General features: G+C 65.8%; 20 protein-coding genes. 1 reads left to right on the top strand and 19 read right to left on the bottom strand.

Going from position 1 to position 21,385, the window contains the following annotated elements:
- Positions 1–139 precede the first annotated feature (139 nt).
- The 12 genes from tatC to U1738_RS17680 all read right to left on the bottom strand — a co-directional run bounded on the left by tatC (position 140) and on the right by U1738_RS17680 (position 11,091).
- Complete coding sequence (gene tatC / locus U1738_RS17625) at positions 140–925, bottom strand: twin-arginine translocase subunit TatC (protein ID WP_332790332.1); 786 nt, start codon at positions 923–925, stop codon at positions 140–142.
- Positions 922–1,389: a Sec-independent protein translocase protein TatB gene (gene tatB, locus U1738_RS17630; protein ID WP_332790333.1), complete on the bottom strand. Its 468-nt coding sequence runs from the start codon at positions 1,387–1,389 to the stop codon at positions 922–924. The genes tatC and tatB overlap by 4 nt, the downstream gene beginning before the upstream one ends.
- A 143-nt stretch (positions 1,390–1,532) precedes the next feature.
- Positions 1,533–1,763: a twin-arginine translocase TatA/TatE family subunit gene (locus tag U1738_RS17635; RefSeq protein WP_332790334.1), complete on the bottom strand. Its 231-nt coding sequence runs from the start codon at positions 1,761–1,763 to the stop codon at positions 1,533–1,535.
- 28 nt (positions 1,764–1,791) lie between these two features.
- Positions 1,792–2,382, bottom strand: a complete 591-nt coding sequence (gene scpB, locus U1738_RS17640) for an SMC-Scp complex subunit ScpB (protein WP_332790335.1) — start codon at positions 2,380–2,382, stop codon at positions 1,792–1,794.
- The gene (locus U1738_RS17645) at positions 2,379–3,110 is read right to left on the bottom strand and encodes a segregation and condensation protein A (RefSeq protein WP_332790336.1); all 732 of its coding nucleotides are present in this window, start codon (positions 3,108–3,110) and stop codon (positions 2,379–2,381) included. Before U1738_RS17645 ends, scpB begins: the two co-directional genes overlap by 4 nt.
- Positions 3,111–3,270: 160 nt before the next feature.
- A complete protein-coding gene (locus U1738_RS17650) occupies positions 3,271–4,278 on the bottom strand; it encodes a glycoside hydrolase family 3 N-terminal domain-containing protein (protein ID WP_332790337.1) in 1,008 nt (335 codons plus the stop codon).
- 75 nt (positions 4,279–4,353) lie between these two features.
- The gene (locus U1738_RS17655; protein ID WP_332790338.1) at positions 4,354–5,085 is read right to left on the bottom strand and encodes an SPOR domain-containing protein; all 732 of its coding nucleotides are present in this window, start codon (positions 5,083–5,085) and stop codon (positions 4,354–4,356) included.
- Positions 5,085–6,809 carry an arginine--tRNA ligase gene (gene argS / locus U1738_RS17660; RefSeq protein ID WP_332790339.1) on the bottom strand — a complete coding sequence of 575 codons (1,725 nt, stop codon included), beginning with the start codon at positions 6,807–6,809 and terminating at the stop codon, positions 5,085–5,087. Before argS ends, U1738_RS17655 begins: the two co-directional genes overlap by 1 nt.
- Positions 6,810–6,947: 138 nt before the next feature.
- The gene (locus U1738_RS17665) at positions 6,948–7,643 is read right to left on the bottom strand and encodes a hypothetical protein (protein ID WP_332790340.1); all 696 of its coding nucleotides are present in this window, start codon (positions 7,641–7,643) and stop codon (positions 6,948–6,950) included.
- 16 nt (positions 7,644–7,659) lie between these two features.
- Positions 7,660–8,250 carry an outer membrane protein gene (locus U1738_RS17670; protein ID WP_332790341.1) on the bottom strand — a complete coding sequence of 197 codons (591 nt, stop codon included), beginning with the start codon at positions 8,248–8,250 and terminating at the stop codon, positions 7,660–7,662.
- Positions 8,251–8,357: 107 nt separating this feature from the next.
- A complete protein-coding gene (locus U1738_RS17675) occupies positions 8,358–9,512 on the bottom strand; it encodes a DUF1501 domain-containing protein (RefSeq protein WP_332790342.1) in 1,155 nt (384 codons plus the stop codon).
- 4 nt (positions 9,513–9,516) lie between these two features.
- A complete protein-coding gene (locus U1738_RS17680) occupies positions 9,517–11,091 on the bottom strand; it encodes a DUF1800 domain-containing protein (protein ID WP_332790363.1) in 1,575 nt (524 codons plus the stop codon).
- A 205-nt stretch (positions 11,092–11,296) separates the two neighbouring features.
- On the opposite strand from U1738_RS17680, the gene U1738_RS17685 reads away from it, so the two are divergent.
- The gene (locus U1738_RS17685; protein WP_332790343.1) at positions 11,297–11,584 is read left to right on the top strand and encodes a hypothetical protein; all 288 of its coding nucleotides are present in this window, start codon (positions 11,297–11,299) and stop codon (positions 11,582–11,584) included.
- 52 nt (positions 11,585–11,636) lie between these two features.
- Here U1738_RS17685 and U1738_RS17690 read toward each other — a convergent pair whose 3' ends face one another.
- From U1738_RS17690 to murB, 7 genes are all read right to left on the bottom strand, one after another.
- Positions 11,637–12,800 carry a deoxyguanosinetriphosphate triphosphohydrolase gene (locus U1738_RS17690; RefSeq protein WP_332790344.1) on the bottom strand — a complete coding sequence of 388 codons (1,164 nt, stop codon included), beginning with the start codon at positions 12,798–12,800 and terminating at the stop codon, positions 11,637–11,639.
- Between the two features lie 145 nt (positions 12,801–12,945).
- Positions 12,946–15,174, bottom strand: coding sequence for an SPOR domain-containing protein (locus U1738_RS17695; protein ID WP_332790345.1), 2,229 nt, complete (start codon positions 15,172–15,174; stop codon positions 12,946–12,948).
- A gap of 280 nt (positions 15,175–15,454) precedes the next feature.
- The gene (gene ftsZ / locus U1738_RS17700) at positions 15,455–16,939 is read right to left on the bottom strand and encodes a cell division protein FtsZ (RefSeq protein ID WP_332790346.1); all 1,485 of its coding nucleotides are present in this window, start codon (positions 16,937–16,939) and stop codon (positions 15,455–15,457) included.
- A gap of 112 nt (positions 16,940–17,051) precedes the next feature.
- A complete protein-coding gene (gene ftsA / locus U1738_RS17705) occupies positions 17,052–18,311 on the bottom strand; it encodes a cell division protein FtsA (protein WP_332790347.1) in 1,260 nt (419 codons plus the stop codon).
- A gap of 15 nt (positions 18,312–18,326) precedes the next feature.
- On the bottom strand, positions 18,327–19,280 hold the full coding sequence (locus U1738_RS17710) for a cell division protein FtsQ/DivIB (protein WP_332790348.1): 954 nt from the start codon (positions 19,278–19,280) through the stop codon (positions 18,327–18,329).
- Positions 19,277–20,200: a D-alanine--D-alanine ligase gene (locus tag U1738_RS17715; RefSeq protein ID WP_332790349.1), complete on the bottom strand. Its 924-nt coding sequence runs from the start codon at positions 20,198–20,200 to the stop codon at positions 19,277–19,279. Before U1738_RS17715 ends, U1738_RS17710 begins: the two co-directional genes overlap by 4 nt.
- A 106-nt stretch (positions 20,201–20,306) precedes the next feature.
- Positions 20,307–21,167 carry a UDP-N-acetylmuramate dehydrogenase gene (murB, locus tag U1738_RS17720; RefSeq protein ID WP_443027046.1) on the bottom strand — a complete coding sequence of 287 codons (861 nt, stop codon included), beginning with the start codon at positions 21,165–21,167 and terminating at the stop codon, positions 20,307–20,309.
- Between the last annotated feature and the right edge of the window lie 218 nt (positions 21,168–21,385).

The raw sequence follows: 21,385 nt of genomic DNA on the forward strand, positions 1-21,385 counted from the left end.
CCTTTTTCTATGCGCGTCCTCGTCATGCTGAACTTGTTTCAGCATCCAGGCGCGGTCAGTGGCCACAAAGACAGTGTCCGTGGGTGATCCGTCCCCGCCTGGATCCTGAAACAAGTTCAGGATGACGGAGGAATGGACCTTACTCCGGAACGACCTCAGGCGTTTCCGCCGCGACCTTTGCGCGCTTGCGCTCGGTGAACCAGATGCCGATCAGCGCCATCTCGTACAGCAGCACCAGCGGTATCGCGAGCAATAGCTGGGAGCCGACGTCGGGCGGCGTCAGCACCGCCGCGATCGCGAACGCCGCGACGATCGCGTAGCGCCGCGCGGCGACCAATTGCTTGCGCGTGACGATCCCGGCGCGCTCGAGCAGCATCAGCAGCACCGGCAGCAGGAACGACAGGCCGAACGCGAACAGGAATTGCATCACGAACGACAGGTAACTCGTCACCGTTGGCAGCGCCTCCTGACGGATCCCGCCGAGATCGCCCTGATAAGACAGCAGGAATTTCAACGCCATCGGCACGGCGATGAAATAGGCCATCGATGCGCCGGCGATGAACAGCACCGGCGTGGCGAGCAGGAACGGAAACAGCGCGCGCTTTTCCTGGCGGTAGAGGCCGGGTGCCACGAACTGCCACAATTGGTTAGCGATCACCGGGAACGACATCATCATCGCGGCGAAGAACGCCACCTTCACCTGCACCAGGAAGCCGCCGAACACTTCGGTCGAAATGATCGTCTTCTGCCCCGCCATCACCAGCGGGTGGACCAGAAAGGCGAAGATCGGGCGCGAGAAATAGAAGCCGATCAGGAACGTCAGCAGCATCGCGACAGCGCAATACAGCAAGCGGCGGCGCAACTCGATCAGATGATCGAGCAGGGGCGCACGCGATGCGTCGATCTCGCTTGGTTCGTCGCTCACGATGCGGCCTTGGGTTCGGTGCTCTTCGCGCGGGGCTTGCGCGCTTTGGCCGTCTTGGTCGCTGGCGCGCCGGGTTCGAGTTCGAGCTGCGGTTCGGCGGCAGGCACGACGACCGGCGGCGCGATCGTCGGTGCTTCGACCATCACCGGTGGCGCGTCTTCCGACACGTGATCGACGACGGTCTCACCGGCATGATCGGCCGGCGTGCTGGGCAGGGCCGCCACCGGATCGGCATGCTCGCGCATGATCCGGGCGTTTTCCTCGGCCCACTTCTTTTCCATTTCCTGAAGCTCGGCTTCGCGCACCATCGTGTCGAAACCGGAACGGACCTGCCCCATCACGCCACGCGCCTTCGCGACCCAATGACCGACGAAGCGCATCGCGCGCGGCAGATCCTTGGGCCCGATGACGACCAGCGCGACGACCGCGACGAGCATCAATTCGGTGGGCGCGATGTCGAACATGAAGGGCTATCGTTCAATCAGAAGTGCTGGGAGATAAACCAAACCGTTCGCCCTGAGCCTGTCGAAGGGCCGTTCTTCTTTCCGCCGTAGCGCAGAAGTGCGGCCCTTCGACAGGCTCGGGGCGAACGGGATTGAGCGAGGCGTCAGCGCTCTTCGCGCAGCTTTTCGCCATCGCGGTCGAACGCCGGATCGGCCGCCGGCTTCGCGTCGATCCGCGACGGCTCCGGCTTGCCGTCTTCCTCGGCCATGCCCTTCTTGAACTGCTTGATGCCCTTGGCGACGTCGCCCATCATATTGGAGAAGCGGCCGCCGCCCAGCACGAGCACCATCACGACGCCCAACACCAGCCAATGCACGAGGCTGAAACTACCCATGAAACTTCTCCTTGGAGTTACGCCCTATCTAGTCTTCCTCATACGGATTGACCACCTCGATAGTTTCAAAAGCGATGTCGACCGGATCGAGCAGCCCCGCCGCCTTGAGATCGTCGAGCCCCGGCAGGTCACGGCGGCTGGACAGGCCGAAATGCGCGAGGAAATCCGCCGTCGTGGCGTACAGCAACGGTCGGCCCGGCACCTCGCGCCGCCCCGCCGGCCGAACCCAGCCCGCCTCCATCAGCACATCGATCGTGCCTTTAGATATCTGCACGCCGCGAATCGCCTCGATCTCCGCGCGCGTCGCCGGTTCGTGATAGGCGATGATCGCCAGCGTCTCGATGCCCGCGCGGCTCAGCTTGCGCGGTTCCTCGCGGTCGCGGCGCAGCAGGTGCGCCATGTCCGCCGCGGTCTGGAAATGCCAGCGGTCGCCGCGCACCACCAGTTCCACGCCGCGCCCGTCATAATCCGCCTGCAGCCGCGCCAGCGCCTCGCCCACGCCGGTCGCTCCGTTCAGGTGCGCGCGGATCGCCTCCGCCGTCATCGGTTCGTTCGCGGCGAACAGCACCGCCTCAACCGCGCGGGTCAGATCGTCGGGCCCAGAATTGAACGGCGTCATGCCGGCGCACGCAGATATAGCGGAGCGAAGGGCGATTTCTGGCGCAGTTCCACCCGCCCCTGCCGCGCCAGTTCCAGCGCGGCGAGGAAGCTGCTCGCCAGCGCCGATTTGCGAAAAGGCCCCGCCGCCGCATCGGGCAGGAAACTTTCGATCGTGCCCCATTCGACAGTCATGCCGAGCAGTCTCGATACGCGCTCGAGCGCCGCGTCCAGCGTCATCACATGGCGATCGGCGACGACATGCATCACCGGGCGCGTCCGCGCGGTGATCCGCCCATAGGCCGCGATGAGATCGAAAATCTCCGCCTGCCACAACGCCTTGCGCACCGTCCGCAGCCCCTCAGGACTGCCCCGCACGAACACGTCGCGCCCGATCCGGTCGCGCGCGATCAGCCGCGCCCCGGCCTCGCGCATCGCGTTGAGCCGTTCGAGGCGGAGTTGCAGCCGGAGCGCCAGTTCCTCGGGATCGGGCTGCGCCTCCGGATCGCGCGGCAGCAGCAGCGCCGATTTCAGATAGGCGAGCCACGCCGCCATGACGAGATAATCGGCGGCCAGCTCCAGCTTGATCGCCTTCGCCTCCTCGACATAGCGCAGATATTGATCGACCAGCGCCAGGATCGAAATCTCGCGCAGATCCACCTTCTGCCGCCGCGCCAGATCGAGCAGCAGATCGAGCGGCCCTTCCCACCCGTCGATATCCAGCGTCAGTTGTTCGGGTTCGTCGGTCACGGCGACACATTACGCATAATCGCGACGCCACCTAAACCCCTTCGTCACCAACCCCGTCGTCATCCCAGCGAAGGCTGGGATCTCAATGGGGTGTGCGATCCGCGCGCCTCGGGGAGACCCCAGCCTGCGCTGGGGTGACGGGTTTTGGGCCAAGGATCATTCACACCACGGCCAGCAGCGCATCCCGCTTGGCGATCAGTTCCGCCAGATCGCCCTGCGGCACCGCCCCCGCGATCGTCGCCATCGCCCGGTCCAGCCGCGCCCGCGACACATCGGAGATCGCGCTCACCCGCCCGGCAATGTCCTCCATCTCCGGCATCCTCGCCCAGCAATCGAGCACGATGTCGCACCCCGCCGCGATCGCGCCCGCCGCCTTGTCGCCCGCGCTTCCGCTCAGCGCCTTCATGTCGATATCGTCGGTCATCAACAGCCCGTCGAAGCCGATCCGCTTGCGGATGATATCCTGCACGATGATCGGCGATAGCGTTGCGGGGCGCTCCGGATCCCAGGCTTCGAATATGATGTGCGATGTCATGCCCATCGGCGCATCCTTCAGCGCGATGAACGGCGCGAGGTCGATCTCCAGTTCGGCATCCGATGCCGTGACGGTCGGCAAATGGTAATGCGTATCGACGATCGCCCGCCCATGCCCCGGCATATGCTTGACCACCCCGACGACCCCACCGCGCCTGAGCCCGTCCAGAATCACCCGCCCCATCGCCGCCACCCGCAACGGCTCACTCCCCAAAGCGCGGCAGGTGATCGCCTCGGTCGTATCGGGCTGCGCCACATCGAGCAGCGGCAGGCAGTCGACCGTGATGCCGACCTCCGCCAGCATCAGCGCGATGCCCTGCGCATTCACCCGCGCCGCCTCGATCCCGGAAATCGGCGCGCGTTCGTACAGCGCATCGAAGGCCGGGCCCGCGGGGAATTCCGGCCATTCCGGCGCGCGCATCCGCGCCACGCGACCGCCCTCCTGATCGATCAGGATCGGCAGGTCGTCCCGCCCGGACATAGCACGCAGATCGTCGGTCAGCGCGCGGGCCTGCGCGCGGTTCTCGATATTGCGTTTGAACAGGATGTAGCCGGCAGGGTTCGCGGCGGAAAAGAAACTGCGTTCTGCCGCAGTGATTTCGAGGCCCGACAGGCCGAAGATTACGGGGATCATGCCCCGTTCTAACAAGCTCCGCCCGCCCTGAGTAGGGATGATGTCCTCAGGACGGACGGAAACGATTGCCCGAGCTCAATTGCTCGGAATGAAACACGCCTCGCCCGCGACCTTCAGCTTGCCGCACAGCGTCTTGGCCTGGCCCGCGCTGCCGGCGTTCACGCGCAGGCGGTAGACGGTGTTGCCGTTGACCTCGGCCTTCTGGACCGACTTGCCGAGCGGCGCGAGATCGGTGAATCGCTTGGACAGTTTCGCCCAGACCGCATTGGCCTCCGCTTCGCTGCCCAGCGACCCGAGCTGGACCAGCGACCCGCCCGAAGCACCCGCGCCTGCCACGTTGATGTCGGGACCGGTCGGTGCTGCCGTCAGCTTGCCGCCGGATACAGGCACCGGTGCCACCGTTTTGGCCGCGCCGGCGGCCGGCGCCGGAGATCCCGGCTTGGCCTTGGTGCCCGCCACCGGCGCTTCCGGTGCGGCGTCGAGATTGATCACGCCATTGCTGGTGCCCGCGCCATCGCTGGTCGCGATCGCGGTATCGCCCTCGCCCTTCACCTTCAGCCCGCCCGGCTCCTCGGGCTTGACCTTATAGTCGCCCTGCTGCGCTTCGATCAGCGCACCGTTTCCGTCAGCCCCCCGGCTTTTCTGGAAATAGTGATAGCCGAAGATCGCCGCCGCGATCACCGCCAGGCCGATCACGACCAGACCGAGAATCCGCGCGATGCTCGGCCCGTTGTCGTAATCCTCCTCGACCGTTTCCAGCCAGGGCAGCCGATCCTCGTCACGCACCGCGTGGTTGTCGGAAGCCATCAATTCATCTCCTGGACCGCCTGCACCCCCATGATGCCAAGTCCGTTGCGGATGATCTGCCCGATTGCGTCGGCCAAGAAAAGACGCGCGCACGTGACCACCGGATCGTCGGCAATCAGGAAGCGACGGGCCGGATTGTCGTTGCCGACATTCCACAGCGCGTGGAACGCCGCCGCCAAGTCATAGAGATAAAACGCGATTCTATGCGGCTCCCGTGCCGCTGCGGCGGTATCCACCACCCGCGGGAACTGCGCGGCGAGCTTCACCAGCGCCAGATCGTCCGTTTCAAGCTGGGACAGATCGATGCCAGCACACGCGATTCCGGCCTCCTTGGCGCGGCGATGCAGCGACATGATGCGGGCGTGCGCATATTGCACGTAGAATACCGGATTGTCCTTCGATGCCTCGACAACCTTGGCAAAGTCGAAATCCATCTGCGCATCGGCCTTGCGCGTCAGCATCGTGAAACGCACGACATCCTTGCCGACCTCATTCACGACATCGGCAAGCGTCACGAAGTTACCGGAACGCTTCGACATTTTCACCGGCTCGCCGGCGCGGAGCAGCCGTACCATCTGCACGATCTTGATGTCGAACTTCGTCTTGCCGCCCGTCAGTGCTTGCACCGCCGCGACGATCCGCTTGACCGTGCCGGCATGGTCCGCGCCCCAAATATCGATCAGCGCGTCCGCCGACTGTGCCTTCTGATAATGGTAGGCGAGGTCGGCACCGAAATAGGTCCAGGCACCGGACGACTTGCGGATCGGCCGATCCTGATCGTCGCCGAACTGGGTCGAACGGAACAGCGGCAGCACCACCGGCTCCCAATCTTCGGGCGTCTCGCCCTTCGGCGCTTCCAGCACGCCGTCATAGATCAGGCCGCGCGACCGCAATTCCGCCTCGGCCGCCTCGGGCTTGCCCGCCGCCTGCAATTCCGCCTCCGACGAGAACAGGTCATGATGGATGCCGAGCAGCGCCAGATCGGCCTTGATCAGCACCAGCATAGACGCGACCGCGCCCTTGCGGAACAGATCGAGCCATTCGGCCTCCGGCGCATCGACATACTTATCGCCGAATTCCTGCGCCAAAGCCTGGCCGACCGGGATCAGGTAGTCACCCGGATACAGGCCTTCCGGGATCTCGATCGTCGCACCCAGCGCCTCGCGGTAGCGCAGGTGCACGGAGCGCGCGAGGACATCGACCTGCCCACCGGCATCGTTGACATAATATTCGCGGATCACCGTGTTGCCGGCGAACTCCAGCAACGACGCCAGCGCATCGCCGACCACCGCACCACGGCAATGCCCCATATGCATCGGCCCCGTAGGATTGGCCGAGACATATTCGATATTGACCGTAATGCCCTTGCCGCGCGACGACCGCCCGTAATCCGCCCCGCCATCGGTGATCGCCGACAATTCGGTGCGCCAGATATCCTCGGTCAGCGTCATGTTGATGAAGCCCGGTCCGGCGATCGACACCGTTTCGACCTCGTCGAGCTTGCCCAGTTCGGCGGCGATCTTCTCGGCCAGCGCGCGCGGATTGGTGGCTGCGGGCTTGGCCAGCACCATCGCGGCATTGGTCGCCAGATCGCCATGCGTCACGTCACGCGGCGGCTCCACCGTCACGGCCGTGCGATTGAGCCCCTCCGGCAGATCGCCCGAAGCAACGAGGGTATCGAGCACCGCATCGAGATGCGCGGCGAAACGGGTGTAGAGCGTCATGGAAAAAGTCCGAACCTGAAAGCGAGCGCGGGCCTTAGCGGAGATGCGCGATGGCTTCAAATCTACCGATGCCGGCCTGAGCAATTATGCCGGCAAGATCCCGCCCTGGAAGCGTGGCCTTCGAAAGCCAACGCCGGCTCAGGCTTTTATTTTTTCCTGAAACGATCGGAAGGTCGGGTCGCTTGCCTGCGCACACGGCTCATCGGACGGAGACGCCAGTGTCCCCATATCGCGTAAAATCCGTCTGGCCGGTTCCGCGCTAACCAGCCGGGAGTTCTTACCGCCCAGGATAACAGCCGGGTTCGTGGCCAAATGCCGAAGGAAGGCCACCAACTCCCGCGTGCATCCCCCAACTGCCACATTCCACCTTGCTCCGCGCCAAGCGGCACGCCGCCGCGCCGCATCGAAATCGACATCACGGCTCGCCATGCCATCGGGAACAATCGGCAGGAACTTGGTGTTCGAACTCTGACCGTCAGTAGCCCCGCCCGTCAATGCCGTTAGCGCAACGACCGCAGCGACCTCACCTGCCGATGGCCCGCGTTTGGCTCGTGCATCTTGCCTTTGATAAGCGACGACCATCGACAATACGCCATCCAGCGCCTGCTCCGACGGGGCGGTAGCCACCAAAGATTGCGGGATGGCGACCACCGCGCCGCGTTGTTCCAGCCGGAGATCCTCGGTTGACGACCAGTGCGCTTCGATAGATCCGGCCGATTGACCTGCTGCAACCAATATTCGATCCAGACGCTGCTGGAGCCAGGCGTCCGGTCGAGGCTCAGGTGCTGCTGCGGCAAACAGGAAAATGATCGGCAGCGTCGCCAGCATCTTCATCATCACATCCCGCCGGTTAGAAACGAAAAGGAAATCCGAGCATGAACAGATTGCGTGTGCCGTCAAGATGTTGGAATTCGAATCGAACACGGCCTCGGCGCGAAAACGCATACTCCGCGCCACCGCGTAAAATAAAACTTCGGGTATGGGTCATGTCGCTATCGGCAGCCGATGACGCCGAATCGACGACCCGATAATCATGGCCTCCGAAACCGCCCCCGGCATAAAGTAAAACGCGGGAACCAGCTTTGTAGCCAGGTCTCACTGAAAGGCTGAACCCATGACGGGGAACTATTCCGAATGTATAATCCCGATTGCTCTCAATTGCCGATCGACCGCCAAAATCAAACGCTGCTTCTGCGCCAACAACTATTTTTTGAGTAACGGCTAGATCGTAACCGGCGAAGCCTTCGCCACCAATCCCCCAACGCGTCACATTGAACTGCCGGATCGGTCCACCGCTGGTGGACTCTTCAAGCACAAAGTGATGATCAACCGCACCAATCGCCGGACCAGCATGAAAACCGGTAAAAGGCTCCGCCGCTGATTGAGCATACGCGCCGCCGGGCAAAGCTATCAAAGCGATCAACAAAATCGTCTTCCGCATCGTAACTTTTGCTCCATCGATTTGAGCAATAGCTGACCGATCAGGCTTTGGATGACAAGTGATATTGTTGTAAATATATATAGGACTGTCTGTGTGGCAACGACAGGTTAGACCCGCGTCAAACCCTGTACCGCCGCTGTCCGGCTCGTCGCCGGAAACAGTGCCGCCATCGCCCGCCCCGGCTCCACCCCGAAATGCGCCGAGACCGCGCCGCCGATCAGGGCATCCAGCTGCATCGTCGGTTTCAGGTCGCGCCCTTCGTAAAGCGCCGCCGTGCCCAGCCCCGGCCAGTCGGCCATCACGCGCCCGCCCTTCACGCCGCCGCCGATCAGCATCGCCGAACTGCCGGTGCCGTGATCGGTGCCGCCGGTGCCGTTGACGGCCACGGTGCGGCCGAACTCGGTCGCGACCAGCACCATCGTGTCGGCCCAAACCGGACCAAGTCCCGCCTGCAAAGCGCCGATCATCGCGTCCAGCCCTTTCAGTTGCTGTCCGAGGCGTGCGCTTTGCTGGGCGTGCGTGTCCCAGCCGCCGGTTTCGATCATCGCGATGCGCGCGCCATTGGCCGGGGCGATCAGCCGAGCCGCGAGCGCGCCGGTCGCGGCGGCGTTGCGGCCATTGTCGCCCGCCAGGTCGCTCGTCAGCATCCGCGTACCCATCGCCTCGCTCCACAGCGCGTGAAGCTGACTGTCGCCTTCATAGAGCATGGTCACGCGCTGCAGCAGGTCATCCGAGGCATCGGGCAGGCTGGAGGGCGCGTAGGACCCCACTTCGTTCCGACCGCGCAGCGCCAGCGGCACCGTGGCCGCGACGGCGATCGCCTTGGCCTGTTGCGGCGGAAGGACGGAGAGCAGGCGGTTGAGCCAGCCGTCCTTGACCTGATACGCCCCCGTCCCACCGGTTTCGAGCACGTTCTGCCCGTCGAAATGCGATCGATCGCGATATGGCGAGGCGACCGCGTGCGCGAACAGCGCCTCGCTTTTGGTGTACATCCCGCCGACCGTCGCCAGCGAAGGATGCAGCGCGAACATCGAATCCAGCTTCATCGCATTGGCGAAATCTGCCGCCAGCGCACCGCGCGCACCGACGAACGCCGGGTCACCGACCGGCGCGATCGTGCCGAGCCCGTCCGCCGCGCCGCGCTGGATGATGAACACGAACCTATTGTCCGTCTCCGCCTTGGCGAAGGCCAGGCGCGGCGCAAGGCCGAGGGCGGCGATGCCGAGCGCACCGCTGCGAACGAAATGGCGTCGATCGATCATTGGATTATCTCCGCATGAATTCTGGGGCGACGAGCAGCAAGGCCAGTGCCTGGGACGGGCTTTCCGCCCGCGTCAGCGCCTGCGCGGTGGCCGGGCTGACCGCCGCCGGGAACAGTCTGGGCGCGAGCGTGCGCGCGTCAATCGTCTGCCCGGCGCGCCCGGCGAACCGCTCCGCCGCCTCGACCCGGCGCATCACCGCGTCCGGCCCGGCCCAGGACCCCGCGATATCGTCATAGCCGGCGGGCGATCCCGGCCGCCAGGTCGGCTGACCGAGTTGCGTCAACAGCCCGGTCATCACCTGCGGCTGCACGGCCATCGCGCCCATCGCGCGATAGGCGGACACCGACCATTCCCACGGCGTCTTGAACTTGGCCGGCGCCGGAGCCCAGGTTTCGGGCGAGTCGATCAGCACGCGGTACACGCTCGGCAAGTCCCCGCCCGATTTGAGATAGGCGGCCTGCATCCGCGCCACGAGCGCCGGCGGCGGCGTATCGCCGGCAAAGTGTCGCGCGAGCTTGGTCGCGAGATGCGTAGCGGTCGCCGGGTGGACGGCGAGGTCGTTCAGCACCGCCTGCGCCTGCGCCTCACCCTGCTGGGCATAGCCATTGCCCATGATCGTGCGCCCGCCCGGTTCGTGCAGCCGGTCCGCGAAGACGAAGTCGCCGGGCTGGCCCGCCGCATCGACGAAGCGCGCGCCCGGCCCCCGCGCGATGCCAGCAACGGTCCAGCCGGTCATCGCGCGGGCGAATTCGGTCACATCGCTCTGGGTATAGCCGCTGCGCGCGCCCAGCGTGTGCAGCTCCATGATCTCGCGCGCGAGGTTCTCGTTGAGGCCGATCTTGCGCTGTCCCCCCCCGACTTGACTTGGGCCGATCCGGCCCGATCGCGCACCGATAAAGCTGTTCGGCCCGACCGACTGCGCCTGATCGAGATACAGCAGCATCGCCGGATGCCGCTCCACCGCGTTCAGCATATCGCCGAACTTGCCCAGCACATGCGGGCGGATCGCCTCGAACTCCATCAGCCCGGCCAGCCCGATCACGGTCAGCTTATCCGCCGAGACCGCGAAATGATTGGCCCAGAAATACACCAGCCGCTCGACAAATGGTGCCGGCGTGACGAGTGCGGCGGTGGCGCGCGCGCCGACCGCGCCGACATAATATTGCTGGCCCTGCCTGCGGGCGAATTGCCGGGCCTGCTTCACCGGATCCGGAGCGCCGCTCTCCATATCGGCCTTGGGCGGTAGCATCTTGTCGCCGGGCAGTGCGCCGGCCTGCTCGGTCATCGCCGGGGCGGCCATCGCCGCGCCTTCCGCCATCGAAGACGGTCGGCCCTGAACCGCCTGTGTCTTCCGCTGGTTCGGGCCCAGCCCCTGCTGACGCGCCAGTCGCTGCTGTTCGAGATAATCGGCAAGTTCGTTGGCCACCTCCCGTCGCCCGGGCATCGCGGCCAAGGCGGGTGGGGTCGCCTGATAGGAATCGAATTGCCCGATCAGCCAGCGCTTCGCGTCGTTGGGCACCGGTTCGTCCGGGCGGGCACCGAGGCCGAACCGGTTCAACGCGATATTGACGTCCGCCATGGCACCACCCTCATATTCGCTGATCCTGCCTACGCCGCCTTTGTCGCAGAAGTGTACCAACCGCACGAACCATCGTGCGTTTGGTGCAACCGGTCGCGCAATCTTTGCGCTTGGGATTATGCTGCACTGCAATATGATGATGGCAACAAACGACGATCACAGGACGGGATGCTGATCCGGCTTCGTAATTCGAAGGGACCAGACCATGACTAAGCTCCTCACCGCCGCCGCCCTGCTCGCCACGCTCGCCGCCGCCCCAGCGTTCGCCAAGGACACGGCCGGCCAGCGCAGCTTCACCCGCGACGGCGAAACCTATGTCTACACCGCCGCCGTCAAGGGCGACGCGACGATCCTGTCGGGCCGCAGCTCCTCGGGTCGCGACTTCCGCCTCACCGTGCGGGACGGCCATGTGACCGGCCGTTCGGGCGGCGTACCCGTGTCGTTCGATGTCGCCAGCGCGAATGCCGAAGGCATGGAATTGGCTGCTCGCTGATCCGAAACCCCGTTCGCTTTGAGCTTGGAAGCTCAAAGCGAACGGGCGGATCTCAAAACCCCTCGGGCAGATCCACCGGCCCCACCGCCTCGCGGTATCGCGTCACGGCGTAGCGATCCGTCATTCCGGCAATGAAATCGGCGATATGCCGACTGCGCTCGGGTTCGCTCGCCGGCAGGCGTTGCGGCCAATCCCCCGGCATCAGCGCCGGATCGGCGTGATACGCCGCGAACAGCCCCGCGACCACCCCGTGCGCTGCCTTCGCCGCCTCCAACTGGCGCGGATGGTGATACAAATTGGCGTACATGAAGCGCTTCAACACGCGCTCGTCCTCGCGCATCGCGTCGGAGAATCCGACCAATTGCCCTGCCGCCCGCACGTCGTCCGCCGTCTCGATCCGCGCATCGGCCAATCGCGTACGCGTTTCGGCGATCACATCGTTGACCATCGCGCCGATCTGCGCCCGGATCAGTTCGCCCACCAGCTTGATCGGCGGGATATCGTCATTGTCGGAACAGGTCTGCCGCCACCCGTCCGCGACGAAGCCGACCGCCATCATCTGATCGATGCTGAGCAGTCCGGCGCGCAGGCCATCGTCGATATCGTGATTGTCATAGGCAATGTCGTCGGCGATCGCCGCGACCTGCGCCTCGAGGCTCGGCCAGCGCGTCAGATTCAGCGAAAATGCCGCATCCGCCTGCGCCAGCGCCCAGCCAACATCGTGGATCGGCCCGTTATGCTTGGCCAGCCCCTCCAGCGTCTCCCACGTCAGGTTCAGCCCCGGCCAGCGCGGATAGGGCGAATCGATCGTCATCAACGCCCGCAGCGTATTGCCGTTGTGATCGAACCCGCCATGCTCCGCGAGCGCGGTCTTCAGCGCATCCTCCCCGGCATGGCCGAACGGCGGATGGCCGATATCGTGGGCGAGGCAGAGCGCCTCCGTCAGATCCTCGTTCAGGCCCAGCGCGCGCGCGATCGTCCGCCCGATCTGCGCCACCTCTAAGCTGTGCGTCAGGCGAACGCGAAAATGATCGCCATCGGGCGACATGAAAACCTGGGTCTTGTGGCGCAGCCGGCGGAAGCTGATCGAATGGATGATGCGATCACGGTCGCGCTGAAACGCATCGCGCGGGCCGCGCACGGAGCCGACGCGTTCGGGATGCAGGCGGCCTCGGCTGTGTTCGGGGTTGGACGCCCATGGGGCGGGCGTGTTCAAACCCAGCCCTCGCCAAACCCATAACCGTCATCCCGGACTTGATCCGGGATCCAGCGTGCCGCGGAAGCAACGCCTGCGATCCGTGCGGCACGTTCGATCCCGGATCGAGTCCGGGATGACGACGATAATTGAGCATAGCGCAAACTCACTTCCCGCCCAGCCGCGTAACCTTCTGCCCCGCCTCGCTGGTGAACGTGAAACCCGACATCCCCTCCTTCGCCAGCGCGTTGACGAACGACCGCGCCTCCGCATCGGTCTTGAACGGCCCGGTCAGCACGCGATTGGTCGCGCGTAGCGGCGTCATCCAGCCGCTCTTGCCCTTGAACGCGGCGGGCGTCTTCTCGCGCACCTTGGCCCATTCCTTGGGCAGATCGCCCTCGTTCGCGCCGCCCGCCACCTGCACCCAGATCCGCGAGGGTTCGAGGATCTTGGGATCGTTCTTGCGCTTCAGCTCCTCCGCCTTCTTGGCGTCGGCCAGCTTCTTGGCATCGGCAGCTTTCTTGTCCGCCAATTTCTTGTCGGCGAGTTTCTTGTCGGACAGCTTCTTGTCCGCCGCCTTCTTGTCGGCCAGCGCCTTCTCGGCGGCGGCCTTGGCTTCGATCTCGGCGGGATCGGGTTCGGTCCGCACCGGAGCCTTGGCGATCGGACGCGGTGCGACCTCCGCCAGCTTGACCGGGTCCGCCGCAGCGACCGGCGCCGCTTCGCGCTCCGGCGTCGATACATCGAGTTCGGAGCCCGGCACGGTGATGTTGGCGATGATCTTGGCGAGGATCGAATCCTCGCCCTTGATCGGCCCCGGCACTGGCGGCAGCGATTTCGGCGCAGCCTGCGCGATGGTCGGCTCCCGCACCGCGACGGTCGGCGTCGCCAATTCCGGCGAGGTCGATTGGGGTGCCGGTGCAGGCGTAACGTCCGCCTTGGGAGCGGCGACGATGGTCGGCGCTGGCACGGACGGCGCAGGAGACGCTTTGGCGACAATCGCCGGAGTGATCGGTTCGTACGGACCCGCCGCCTCACCGAGCGGAGCGGGCGTCGGTGCCGGTGCCGGTGCCGGTGCCGGTGCCGGTGCCGGTGCCGGTGCCGGTGTGGAAGACAGCGCAGACCGCGCCGGCACCAGCCCCGAGCGGGCCATCGGCGCGATCGACCGATCGGGCACGACGCTCGTCACGCGCATGTCCGTCTCCGCCGCCGCGCGATTGGGTGCCACGGTGTCGCGACGCGGCACTGGCAGAGCGCTCGGCAGGTTCGCCCGGTTCGAGGCGAGCACAACCGATTGCGACGGAGTTGGGGTCGGGGTCGGAGTGGGCGTCGACGAGAGCAGTGGCGAGCGCGTCAGCGGGGCGTAGGTCGGCCGCGTCGGCAAGGCCTGCACCATCGCCACGGCAGGTGCCTGATAGGTCGGCGGCGGTGGCAGCGGCACCGGTGCCTGTTCCGCGACCGCCAACACGATCTTGTCGCGCTTGCCACGTTTCTTGTCGCGCTTGTTCGTGCTGATCGCGACCTCGACCGGGCGCGCAGCGACGACCGCGACCGCCACCGGCTTGTCCGGATCGGGCCCCAATGCAGCAAGTACCGGTGCCATCCGTGCATCGGCCAGACGTTGCGGCGTCATGCGCACCTCGCCGAAATGCACCGCGAAGGCGCGATCCGCCGGCCCCAATGTCGCCAATTTGTCGAAGAACGGCTGCAGGCCCTGCCCCAGCCCGCCCGGCATCATGCTCGCCGCGATCCGCTCCGCCCCGCGCCCGTCGCCGTTCATCGCCAGGATGAAGGCGCGCGCGCGCCACGCGCCGCGATCGCTGCGGCGAAGCAACGGATCGATCTGCGCCAGCGCCTCGTCGCGCTTGCCCGAAATGCCCAACGACAGTGCATAACGACGCGCAGTTTCGTCCGCACCCACCTCGTTCAGCGCGCCGGATTTCAGCGCCAGCCGGTAATCGCGCTTCGCCCGTTCCTGTTCGCCGATCAGATCGTAAGCGAGAGCGCGTTCGGCCGCGAAGGTGCGCACGTCGCCGCGCAACTGCTCGGCCTCGGCAAAACGGCGCAGCGCCTCGCCCGGTCGGCCAGACCGGAGCAGGATGATGCCCTTGCCCGCCTTGATGCGTGGATTGTTCGGGTCGATCCGTTCCGCGCGCGCGAAGAAACCCGATGCCGCCGTCGCATCGTCCAGCTTGAGCGTCAGTTCGCCGGCCCGCACCATCGCGCGCACATCGGTGGGGGTGACGGCGAGCACGCGCATCTCGCTGGCCAGTTCATCGGCCGGGGATTGCGGACCATATTGTGGCTGACCGGGCGTCGGCTGAACGAACACCTGCGCGCCGGCGGCAGGAATCGTCATCACCATGGCTAAAGCCATCGCAGCGGCGGATGTCATCAGAAGCGGTTTCATCGGGCCGAGAGCCTAAAGCAAGATTGGCCTGAATTGATAACCCCACTCCGTTCGCGCTGAGCTTGTCGAAGCACTGTTCTTTTCCGTTACCGGCGGCAAGGATAGATGAACCTCGACGGGGTCAGGGCGAACGTGGGTGGCGAAACAACCCAGAACGAACCTGTTCTAGACGCCAAGCCGGGTGAACCGGCAATGTCCCACATCGCCGGCACGCGACGGGACGACGCGGGCCGGCGACAAGCCGGTCCGCGTCGTCCGTATCACCTCACTGATTGTTCTGGCGATGCAGGAAACGCGGGATATCGAGCGCGTCTTTCTCGCTCTTCTCGGCTTCCTCGTCGCGCGCGGCACCGCGCGTCGCGCCGGACATGCGCTCGAACAAGGTGCCACCCAACTTCACGCGTGGTGCGGGCGCGACCGGCTCGGCCGGGGCTTCGGCGGCAGGCGTCTCTGCCGGCGCACCGGGCGACAACCACCGCCGACGCGCGCCACCTTCGGCAACATCCAGCGCCGGTGCCGCAGGTTCGTCGCCGAACGTGATCGGCGTCTTCGCCGCCGGCGTCGCGGGCGGCGCGACGATGTCGCTGCCCAGCACCAGTTCGTCGGCCGCTTCGGGCGCAGGAGCGACAGCTTCCGGCTCCGGCGTCGCAAATTCGTCCACGGTCGCTACCGGTGCGGTCTGCGGCTCCGCCACGGGCGCTGCGGCAACCGGAGCCTCCTCGGCTTTTTTCGGCGCGGAGAAGCTGAAGGCGCGCGACGATGGCGCGGCTTCGGCCGGACGCGCGGTCGCCTCGATCCCGGTCGCGACGACCGACACGCGGATCTTGCCTTCCAGTTCGGGGTTGAATGCCGAACCCCAGATGATATTCGCGTCCTCATCGACCAGTTCGCGGATATGGTTCGCGGCCTCGTCGACTTCGAGCAGGCGCATGTCGTCGCCGCCGGTGATCGAGACGATCACGCCCTTGGCACCCTTCATCGACACGCCATCGAGCAGCGGGTTGGCGATCGCCTTCGACGCCGCCTCGATCGCTCGATTGTCGCCGGTCGCTTCGCCGGTGCCCATCATCGCCTTGCCCATTTCCTGCATGACGGAACGGACGTCGGCGAAATCGAGGTTGATCAGGCCCGGCATGACCATCAGGTCGGTGATGCCGCGCACGCCCTGCTGCAGCACCTCGTCCGCCATCTGGAAAGCCTCCTTGAAGGTGGTGTTCGCATTGGCGACCAGGAACAAATTCTGGTTCGGAATGACGATCAGCGTATCGACGTACTTCTGCAATTCCTCGATGCCTGCCTCGGCGCTCTTGGCGCGACGGCTGCCTTCGAAGGCGAACGGCTTGGTCACCACGCCCACCGTCAGGATGCCCATGTCGCGCGCCGCCTTGGCGATGACCGGAGCCGCACCGGTGCCGGTGCCGCCACCCATGCCGGCGGCGATGAACACCATGTGGCTGCCCTCGAGCATCTTGGCGAGCGCGTCGATCGTCTCTTCCGCCGCAGCGCGACCGATCTCGGGCCGGCTGCCGGCACCGAGGCCCTGCGTGATCTTAGCACCCAGCTGGATACGCTTCGATGCGGTCGACTGCTTCAGCGCCTGCGCGTCGGTATTGGCGACCAGGAAGTCCACACCCTGCACCTCGGCAGCGATCATGTTGGCGATCGCGTTGCCGCCCGCGCCGCCCACACCGATCACCGCGATGCGCGGGGTCAATTCGTCGACTTCGGGGGCAAGAAATTCGATGCTCATGGTCTGGTCTCCAACGCGCGCCCACACCCCGGCGCCAAAGTTTTAATGTTAACCGTTCTGCACCAACACTTGGCGGCGTGCCAGCGCGAAACACACCAGATGTCGTAAATCTTCAATAATTCGCCCGCGCCATCGCGATCAGGCGGCGGATCGCCCCCAGCCCTTTCGGCCGGTGCACCGTCTGATGCTTGCTCGATAACGACCGCAGATCGACCGGGTCGGACGCGGCATAGAAGGCCAGCCCCGCCAGCGTCGCGAATGCCGGCCCGGAATGTGCCTCCGGCAACGCCGTCAACCCGCGCGGACGCCCAATGCGGACCGACCGCCCCAACGCCTGCTGCGCATAATCGGCAATGCCCTTCATCTCCGCGCCACCACCGGTCAGCACCACCTGCCGCCCCACGGGCCCGGAGAATTTCAGCTCGGTCAGCGCCTTCTGCACCTCGCCGATCAGGTGATCGAGCCGCTGACGGATCACCGCGATCAACTGCGCCCGCGTGATGCGGCTGCCCTCGGCCTGCCCGTCCTCGCTGATCGGCGCGACCTCGATCATGTCGTGATTGTCGCGCGGCGAGGCATTGGCCGATCCGTAGAAGCATTTCAGCCGCTCGGCCTGCGCCCGGCTGGTGCCGAACGCGCTGGCGATATCGTCGGTGATGTCCTGCGCGCCGTAGGGGATCGAGGTCAGCCCCACGAGCATCCCGCCCGCGAACAACGAGACGTTGGTGATCCCCGCCCCCATCTCGACCAATGCCACGCCAAGCTCGCGCTCCTCGTCGGACAGGCATGCCATGCCGGTGGCGACCGGTGCGGCGATGATCGACTTCACCTCCAGATGCGCGTTCGCCACACACAACCCGAGATTGCGCACCGGCGACCCGTCCGCCGCGACGACATGGATATGCACACCCAGCCGATCGGCATGCAGCCCCAGCGGCTTTTTGACGCCGGTCAGCCCGTCCAGCGTGTACAGCGCCGGTTGCGCATGCAGCACCATGCGCCCGGCCGGATCGATCGACTCCCGCCCCGCATGCAGCAGCGCGTCGATATCGGATTGCTCCACCCGGTGGCCGCCCAGTTCGAACTCGATCGACGCCACATCGCTCACCAGCCCCCCGGCCGAAAAGCTCACCCACACGTTCTGGATGTTGACGCCCGCGATCCGCTCGGCCTGCTCGACCGCCTCGCGCACAGCCGCCTCGGTCGCGTCGGCATCGGCGATATAGCCGCGCTTCACGCCCCGGCTCTCGCGCTGGCCGGTGCCGAGCACGATCAGTTCGCCCCCGTCGCCCTTCTGCGCGATCATCGCCGAAACCTTCGACGACCCGATGTCGAGCGCCGTGATCAGTCCCTCTGGTGCTACCTTCGCCATTCCCCGTTACCCCTTTTAGCCCTGCCCCAGGCTGCCCACGCGCTTAACCGTCTTCTTCGCCTCGATCACCGCCGGCTTCGGCGCGGCATTCGTTTCGTTCGGGTCGGTGATCGCCCGACCCTCCGCCTCGCCCGGGCGCCGCGCGACCAATTTGCTCGGATCGCGCATGTCGAACCGCAGCCAGCCCTTGCCCAGCAACGGCTTCACCCCGTCCAGTTCGGCAAATTTCACCAGCGCATGCGCCGCCGCCATATCGCCCTCCGGCAACGCCAGAGTCTCCCCGCTCTCGAAAGTCAAATTCCAGCGCCGATTGCCGACCCAGGTCGCCGCCTTCACGCTCGGGCGCAAAGCAGGCGCGGCGCTCAGCAGCTTCTGATAGGCCGCTTCCTGCTCATTCGCGCCCGGCCCGATCACCAAAGGCAGATCGGGCATCGCGTCGGCGCGAACCCGCTCCAGCCACACGCCGTTCGATCCGATCAGCGCCAATTGCCCCTTGTCCTGCCACACCGCCGTCGGCTTGCGCTCGACGATATGGACCAGCAACGTGTCGGGCAACCGCCGCGAGACATGCGCGTCCTGGATCCAGCCATATTTCAACAGCTTCTCGCGCGTATCTTCCAGGCTGACCAAAGGCATCGCGCGCGATTTCTGGTCCAGCGCCACGGCATAGACCGACATCCGGTCCATACGCGACAGGCCCGTTACCTCGATCTGCTCGACCCGGAACCCGGCACGCCCGACCCCCTCAGCCAGCGCCGCTCCGATCGCGGCCGGAACGCCCGCCCACACCGCCAGCGTACCGAGACCCGCAATCACCGCGCCGGTGATCGTCCAGGTCGCGATCCGGTGCAGCGCAACCTCGCTGATCGGCAGCGCGGCGATGATCCGATCGAGGATCGACGTGCGCGGCACCTTGCGCTTCGGCACCGGCCGCCGCGCCGGAGCGCGCTTCAGCGTGCGGCTGCTCACGACAGCGCCTCGTCCAAAATCTTTTGCACCAGTTCGGAATAGCTCATCCCGTTATGCCGCGCCTGTTCCGGCACCAGGCTGAGCGCCGTCATGCCTGGCTGCGTGTTCACCTCGAGCAGGAACAGCCCGTCCACCCCACGCTCATCGTCCCAGCGGAAATCGGAGCGCGAACACCCCTTGCACCCCAGCAACCGATGCGATTCCAGCGCCAGCGCCTTGCACGCCTCAGTGATCTCGTCGGGGATATCGGCCGGGTAGATATGCTCGGTCAGCCCGTCGGTATATTTGGACTCGTAATCGTAGAAGCCGCTCTTCGGGCGAAGCTCGGTCACGCCCAGCGCTTCCCCGCCCAGCACCGCAGTCGTCAATTCGCGCCCGCGAATGAACGGCTCGGCCAGCAATTCGTCGAACTCCTGCCACGGCCCCACCGAAGCGGCCGCAATCGGGTTGCCATAATTGCCCTGATCCGTGACGATCGCCACGCCGACCGACGACCCTTCGTTGACCGGCTTCAGCACATAAGGACGCGGCAGCGGATCGCCCTCGTAGAGCGTCGCCGTATTCACGATCCGCCCGCCCGGCATCGGAATACCATGCGGCACGAGCGCCTGCTTGGTCAGCACCTTGTCGATCGCGATCACCGACGTGGCGAGGCCCGAATGGGTATATTTCAATCCCATGATGTCGAGCAGCCCCTGCACCGAGCCGTCTTCCCCCGGTGTGCCGTGCAGCGCATTGAACACCACGTCCGGCGCGATCTCCTTCAGCTTGACGGCAATATCGCGGTCCATATCGACCCGCGTCACCCGGTGGCCGAGCGACTCCAGCGCCTCGGCCACGCCCGCGCCCGACAGGAGCGACACCTCACGCTCCGCCGACCAGCCGCCCATCAACACGGCAATGTGAAGTGGCACGCTCATAGCCCGTCACCCCGGCGAAGGCCGGGGCCGCCGCGTTGTGACCCGCAACCGATGTTCCGCGCAGAATCCAGCGGTCCCGGCCTACGCCGGGACGACGATATCTTGATCACGTCATCACCCCCACGCGCTGAATTTCCCACTCCAGCTCGACCCCGGATTGCGCGCGCACCCGATCGCGCACCTCTTCGCCCAGCGCCTCGATATCCGCGCTCGTCGCCGATCCGAGATTGAGCAGGAAATTGCAGTGTTTTTCAGACACCTGAGCATCACCGCGCGTCAATCCACGGCACCCGGCTGCATCGACCAAAGCCCAGGCCTTGTGCCCCTCCGGATTCTTGAACGTCGATCCCCCGGTGCGCGAACGCAACGGCTGCGCAGCCTCACGCTCGAACGAAATGCGATCCATTTCCGCCTGCACCACCGCCGGCTCCTCGGCATGCCCGCGAAACGTCGCGCCGACTACGATCGCACCTTCGGGCAAACCGCTGTGACGATAGGTATAGCCGAGATCAGCGACCGCCAGCGTCACCAATTCACCCGACCGCAGCACCACATCGCAATCGACCAGCACGTCCTTCACTTCGCGCCCATAAGCGCCGCCGTTCATCCGCACGAACCCACCGACCGTGCCCGGGATCGAGCGCAGGAATTCGACCCCGCCGATCCCCGCATCCCGCGCCTTGGACGACACGAGAATGCCCGAAGCCCCGCCCCCGCACTTCAGCGCGGTCTCATCCAGTCGCTCGACCTGCGCGAACGCCTTGCCAAGCCGCACGACCACGCCCGGCACGCCACCATCGCGCACGATCATGTTCGAGCCGAGGCCCAGCGCTATCACCGGCACGGCAGGGTCGAGCGCCGCAAGGAAATCGTGCAGGTCGGCCACATCCTTCGGCTCGAACAGCCATTCCGCCGCACCGCCCGATTTGAACCAGACGAGCGGTGCTAGCGGTGCGTTCGCGGTCAGACGCCCCTTAAGCCCCTCCCCTTCAGGGGAGGGGTTGGGGTGGGGCCGAGCCGCAGAAACTTGCGCTGCCGACTGAGGCACGGGGCCCCCCCCCCCCCCCCCCCCCCCCGGGGGGGGGGGGGGCGAAGGGGCACCCCCCCCCACCCCCCCCCCCCCCACCCCCCCCCCCCCCCCCCCCCCCCCCAACTGGTATAACCAACCCCCACCCCCACACCCCA

This window comes from Parasphingomonas caseinilytica, from assembly GCF_036663755.1.
Lineage (GTDB): Bacteria > Pseudomonadota > Alphaproteobacteria > Sphingomonadales > Sphingomonadaceae > Sphingomonas.